We start from the raw sequence: 5,202 nt of genomic DNA, 5'->3' as shown, positions 1-5,202 counted from the left end.
GGCTTCGGGATCGAGCGGCACGGAGGCGCCCCGGTCACAGGTGCTGATCGCCTCGGCGAGGGCAGCCTTCTTCGCCGCGTCGTCGGGATTGTCGGAAGATGCCTGGGCGGCGAATGCCCCGCCGGTGAGTGGTGCGAGCGCGAAGCAGGAAAGAACCAGGACATGCACTGGCCGTAACATGGGCGTCCCCCCTCGGACCCGGTCCGGGCGGCGCGTCGCGGCCGGACAGCGGAGCTAAATTACCACATCGCGCGAGCCATGATGAGTGTAGCGCTTCACATTCGCGCGCGGCTCCCAACGGCGTGTTTTGCGATCTGGCCCAAGCGGCTCCGGTCGCACCCGCCAGCTCTGGCGCCTATAGAGGCACTCTGTCTCCGCAACGAGGAGGATGTCATGGCCAAGGTCTCGCTTCTGGGCATTCCGCATGACGAGAATTCGTCCTACCTGCGCGGACCTGCCGAGGCGCCGCCGCTGATCCGGCGCGAGCTCGCCAGCGACGCTTACACTTCCTGGTCGGAAACAGGCTTCGACTTGACCGACCGCTTCATCGATCATGGCGACATCGATTTCACACAACCTGGCGACCCGTGGGAGCGGATCGAGAATGAGGTGGGCCGCGCGCTCGATGCCAGCCACCCGTTGATCTCGCTTGGCGGCGACCATGCCATTTCCTGGCCGGTACTGCGCGCCGTGCGCCGCCGCCATCCTAGCCTGACGATCGTCCATATCGACGCGCACCCGGACATCTATCATTCCTATGACGACAATCCGCGCTCGCACACCTCGCCATTCGCGCGCGTCATGGAGGAACGGCTGGCCGACCGGCTGATCCAGATCGGCCTGCGCACCGTCAACGACCACCACCGCGACCAGTTCAAACGCTTTGGCGTCGAGGTTGTCGAGATGCGGCATTTCAAGGAAGGGTTGCGGCTCGACCTCAAGACACCCGTTTATATCTCGATGGACATCGACGCGCTCGATCCGGCCTTCGCGCCCGGCATCTCCCATCGCGAACCTGGCGGCCTCACCACCCGCCAGGTGATCGGCCTGATCCAGTCGATCGATCAACGAATAGTCGCCGCCGACATCGTCGAATACAATCCGCGCCAGGACCTCTCCAACGTGACCGCGCAGGTCGCAGCCAAGCTGGTCAAGGAGATCGCCGGCATGATGCTGAAGACGAACGGCGCGCCCGCCGGCTGAATCAACTTGGCAGGACGACGTGCCAGATGATTGTTCCGACTTTGCCTCTCGAGAGGGATACCCATTGTCTCAGCCGCTCAAGATAGCCATTGCCGGCGCACTCGGCCGCATGGGCCGGCAGATGGCGGAGACCGTCGCGGCCGATCCGCGGCTCGATCTCGCCGCCCGCTTCCACCGACCGGGCAGCGCAGGTGAGGGGCTCGTCGAGCGGGACGAGGCGCTGGCGCTGGCCGATGTTGTCGTCGACTTCACCACGCCGGCGGCTTCGGCCGAGCTGGCAAAGGCCTGCGCGGCGCGCGGCGGGCCGGCGCTGGTCATCGGTTCGACGGGTTTCGACGCCGCTGAACTGGAAACCATCGCCGACGCCGCGAGGAAAATCGCCATCGTGCGCTCCGGCAGCTATTCGCTGGGGCTCAACCTGCTGACCAGCCTGGTCGAGCAGGCGGCGCGGGCACTCGGCGCCGACGATTGCGACATTGAGATTTTCGAAGCGCATCACCGGTTCAAGGTCGACGCGCCGTCGGGCACGGCGCTGATGCTGGGCGAGGCGGCCGCGCGCGGGCGAGGCGTCAGGCTGGATGAGGTGGCAAGGCGTACCCGCGACGGCGTCACCGGCCCGCGTCCCGCCGGCGAGATCGGCTTTGCCGTGCTGCGGGGCGGCAGCATCGTCGGCGAGCACAGCGCCAGCTTCCTTGGCGAAGCCGAGGCGCTCACGCTCTCGCATGCTGCAGGCGACCGCTCGATGTTCGCGCGCGGCGCCATCGCGGCGGCGCTATGGGTCGCCGGACAGCCGCCCGGCGAATACGGCATGCGCGACGTGCTTGGCTTCACCTCCACGTGATTGGCAATCCCGCTCGGTTCCATTTCAACAGCCGCTAAAATGGCTGAAAGCCAGCTGAAAGCTTGGGCATGCCATGACAGTTTTGTGGCATTCGCCACGTGACCGGTCTGGGAGCGGGCCGGCAAGGAGGAAATGCGGCGCGGCCCGGATGGCACGCCGCCCAGGTGGAGGAAGTTACGTGACCGGTTTCATCTCTAAATGCGCCCTGCGTTCGGCGGCGTTGACGCTTGCCATGGTTGCCGCCGGCGCAACGACTGCGTCGGCCGCCGACAAGATCTCGATCATGGTGGGCGGCTACGAAAAACAGATCTACCTGCCCGCCAAGCTCGCCGAGGCGCTCGGCTATTTCAAGGATGAAGGCCTCGACGTCGAGCTGCTCAATGAGCCTGCGGGCGTCGATGCCGAGAACGAGATGCTGGCGGGTGCCGTTCAGGGCGTGGTCGGCTTCTACGACCACAGCATCGACCTGCAGGCCAAGGGCAAGTTCGTCGAATCCGTCGTCCAGTTCAGCCAGGCGCCGGGCGAGGTCGAGCTTGTCTCGGCGAAACATCCGGAGATCAAGTCGCCCGCCGATTTCAAGGGCATGAGCCTCGGCGTCACCGGCCTCGGCTCCTCGACCAACTTCCTGACCGAATATCTTGCGGTCAAGAACGGGCTGAAGCTCGGCGAATTCACCTCCGTGCCGGTCGGCGCCGGCAACACTTTCATCGCCGCCATGCAGCAGGACAAGATCCAGGCCGGCATGACGACCGAGCCGACGATCACGCGGCTGCTCAAGACCGGCGAGGCCAAGGTGCTCGTCGACATGCGCACCGTGGAAGGCACCAAGGCAGCACTTGGCGGCACCTATCCGGCCGCCTCGCTCTACATGCAGACCGAATGGGTCGACGCCCACAAGGAAACGGTTCAGAAGCTCGCCAACGCCTTCGTCAAGACGCTGAAGTTCATCAGCACCCACAGCGGCGCCGAGATCGCCGAAAAGATGCCGAAGGACTATTATGTCGGCGACAAGGAAGGCTATGTGAAAGCGCTCGACGCCGGCAAGGCGATGTTCACCCCCGATGGCGTGATGCCGCAGGGTGGACCGGAGACGGTTCTTTCGGTGCTGTCGGCCTTCAAGAAGGAACTGCAGGGCAAGCAGATCGACCTTTCCAAGACCTACACCACGGAATTCGTCAAGAACGTGAAATAGCGGATTAGGCGGCGCGAGGTTCCGACCTCGCGCCGCCGCCCTATCTTGTTCCACGTCCGGCGATCACCGCGCGGCGGTCGCACGCTATTGGAGTTTGCTCAACTATGGCTGTTAAAAAGACCGCTCCGGCGATCGAGCTGATCAATGTCAGCCGCCGCTTCCTTTCTCCCACAGGCAAATCCCTGACCGCGATCCGCGATTTCACCATGACGGTCGAGCGTGGCGAGTTCGTCGCCGTCGTCGGCCCGACCGGCTGCGGCAAGTCGACAACGCTCAACCTCGTCACCGGGCTCGCCAGCCCGAGCGCCGGCGAGGTCCGCGTCATGGGCGCGCCGGTCAAGGGCATCGATCCGCGCATCGGCTTCGTGTTCCAGACCGACGCGCTTTTCCCGTGGCGCACGGTGATCGAGAACGTCATGGCCGGACCGCTGTTTCGCGGCAAGCCGAAGGCGGAAGCCCAAGCTTCGGCGCGCGACTGGCTGGCGCGTGTCGGCCTGGCGCGCTTCGAGCAGCACTATCCGCACCAGCTTTCCGGCGGCATGCGCAAGCGCGTGGCGTTGGCCCAGACCTTCATCAACGGTCCCGAGATCCTGCTGATGGACGAGCCGTTCTCGGCGCTGGACGTGCAGACCCGCGTGCTCATGCATGAGGAATTGCTGCGCCTGTGGTCCGAGGCCAAGGCCTCGGTGGTCTTCGTCACGCATGACCTTGAGGAGGCGATCGCGCTGGCCGACAAGGTCTATGTGCTCACGGCCGGGCCGGCGACCGTCAAATCCGTCTACACGATCGACCTGCCGCGCCCGCGCGTCGTCGCCGACATCCGCTACGACCAGAGCTTCATCGATTATTCGCGCACCATCTGGGCCGACCTCAAGGAAGAGGTCGAGACCAGCTACGCCCGCGCAGCCGCGTGAAGGAGGCTTTTATGACAGACGCCACCGTCAACATCTCGACCGCGAGCTTCAGGCCAGGAACGTCGGACGCCGAAATCGAGGCAGCCGCCGCCAAGGCGGCCGCGCATCGGCGCCATTCCGTCATCTTCTGGCGGCTCGCCATCCTCATCGCTTTCCTCGGCGCGTGGGAAATCGCCGGCCGCATGGCCTGGATCGATCCCTTCTTCTACGCCATGCCGAGCACGATTGCTGGACGGCTCTATGAATGGATGACGGAGGGGACCTCGGAAGGGCCGCTCTGGTACCACCTCTATGTCACCATGGAGGAGTCGGTGCTGGGCTTCGTCACCGGTTCGGTCGCCGGCATCATCATTGGCGTCGCGCTCGGCCGCAACCGCATGGCTGCGGATATCTTCTCCATCTACATCAAGGTGATCAACTCGATCCCGCGCGTCGTGCTGGCGCCGATCTTCATCATGATCCTCGGCCTCGGCCTTGCCTCCAAGGTGGCGCTGGCCTTCGTCATGGTGTTCTTCGTCGTCTTCCACAACGCCTTCCAGGGCGTGCGCGAGGCCGACCGCGCGATGATCGCCAATGCCCGCATCCTCGGCGCCTCCGACTGGCAGTTGACGCGTTCGGTGATCGTGCCGTCGGCGATGAGCTGGATCTTCGCCAGCCTGCATGTCAGCTTCGGCTTTGCCATCATCGGCGCCATCGTGGGCGAGTTCGTCGGCTCGCGCTTCGGTATCGGCCTCTTGATCAACATCGCCAAAGGCTCGTTCGACGCGGCCGGCATGTATGCGGCGATCGTTATCGTCATGGTCGTGGCGCTGGGCGCCGAATACCTGATGACGCTGGTCGAGAACCGGCTGGCGAAATGGCGTCCGCAGCCGCTGCATGAAACGCAGTGACCACCAACGCCCTGGCTAGTCTTTAACTGGAACGTAGCGGCAGCCGCACCTCGACCTTGAGCCCGCCGGAGGCAGCGTCGCCAAGCGCGACGCTGCCTCCGGCATTTTCGACCACCTCGCGCACGATGGCGAGCCCGAGCCCGCTGCCTTCCTCGTTCGTGC

At 64.8% G+C, this 5,202-nt stretch carries 7 protein-coding genes; 5 read left to right on the top strand and 2 right to left on the bottom strand.

The window, feature by feature from the left end; all coding sequences use genetic code 11:
• Positions 1 to 180: hypothetical protein (locus EOA38_RS27315; RefSeq protein ID WP_145966083.1), on the bottom strand; the 180-nt coding region annotated here is incomplete at its 3' end.
• Positions 181 to 393: 213 nt separating this feature from the next.
• On the opposite strand from EOA38_RS27315, the gene speB reads away from it, so the two are divergent.
• The 5 genes from speB (at position 394) to EOA38_RS27290 (ending at position 5,040) form a co-directional block, all read left to right on the top strand.
• Positions 394 to 1,203, top strand: a complete 810-nt coding sequence (speB, locus tag EOA38_RS27310) for an agmatinase (RefSeq protein ID WP_127300687.1) — start codon at positions 394 to 396, stop codon at positions 1,201 to 1,203.
• 64 nt (positions 1,204 to 1,267) lie between these two features.
• The gene (gene dapB / locus EOA38_RS27305; protein WP_127300686.1) at positions 1,268 to 2,044 is read left to right on the top strand and encodes a 4-hydroxy-tetrahydrodipicolinate reductase; all 777 of its coding nucleotides are present in this window, start codon (positions 1,268 to 1,270) and stop codon (positions 2,042 to 2,044) included.
• A 232-nt stretch (positions 2,045 to 2,276) separates the two neighbouring features.
• On the top strand, positions 2,277 to 3,236 hold the full coding sequence (locus EOA38_RS27300; RefSeq protein ID WP_126096035.1) for an ABC transporter substrate-binding protein: 960 nt from the start codon (positions 2,277 to 2,279) through the stop codon (positions 3,234 to 3,236).
• Between the two features lie 104 nt (positions 3,237 to 3,340).
• On the top strand, positions 3,341 to 4,150 hold the full coding sequence (locus EOA38_RS27295) for an ABC transporter ATP-binding protein (RefSeq protein WP_127300685.1): 810 nt from the start codon (positions 3,341 to 3,343) through the stop codon (positions 4,148 to 4,150).
• An 11-nt stretch (positions 4,151 to 4,161) separates the two neighbouring features.
• Entirely contained in the window at positions 4,162 to 5,040 is an 879-nt protein-coding gene (locus EOA38_RS27290; RefSeq protein WP_126095454.1) for an ABC transporter permease, read from the top strand.
• Between the two features lie 22 nt (positions 5,041 to 5,062).
• Here the strand turns inward: EOA38_RS27290 and EOA38_RS27285 are convergent.
• The coding region (locus tag EOA38_RS27285; protein ID WP_145966082.1) for an ATP-binding protein at positions 5,063 to 5,202 on the bottom strand (140 nt) is incomplete at its 5' end.

The organism is Mesorhizobium sp. M1E.F.Ca.ET.041.01.1.1, from assembly GCF_003997355.1.
Classification (GTDB): Bacteria; Pseudomonadota; Alphaproteobacteria; order Rhizobiales; family Rhizobiaceae; genus Mesorhizobium.
Note: the sequence above shows the minus strand (reverse complement) of the source record. Positions and strands in the feature narration are given on the sequence as shown.

Coding starts and splice junctions, on each gene's coding strand:
- EOA38_RS27290 (WP_126095454.1), top strand. CDS start 4,162: ATGACAGACGCCACCGTCAACATCTCGACCGCGAGCTTCAGGCCAGGA.
- speB (WP_127300687.1), top strand. CDS start 394: ATGGCCAAGGTCTCGCTTCTGGGCATTCCGCATGACGAGAATTCGTCC.
- EOA38_RS27295 (WP_127300685.1), top strand. CDS start 3,341: ATGGCTGTTAAAAAGACCGCTCCGGCGATCGAGCTGATCAATGTCAGC.
- EOA38_RS27300 (WP_126096035.1), top strand. CDS start 2,277: ATGGTTGCCGCCGGCGCAACGACTGCGTCGGCCGCCGACAAGATCTCG.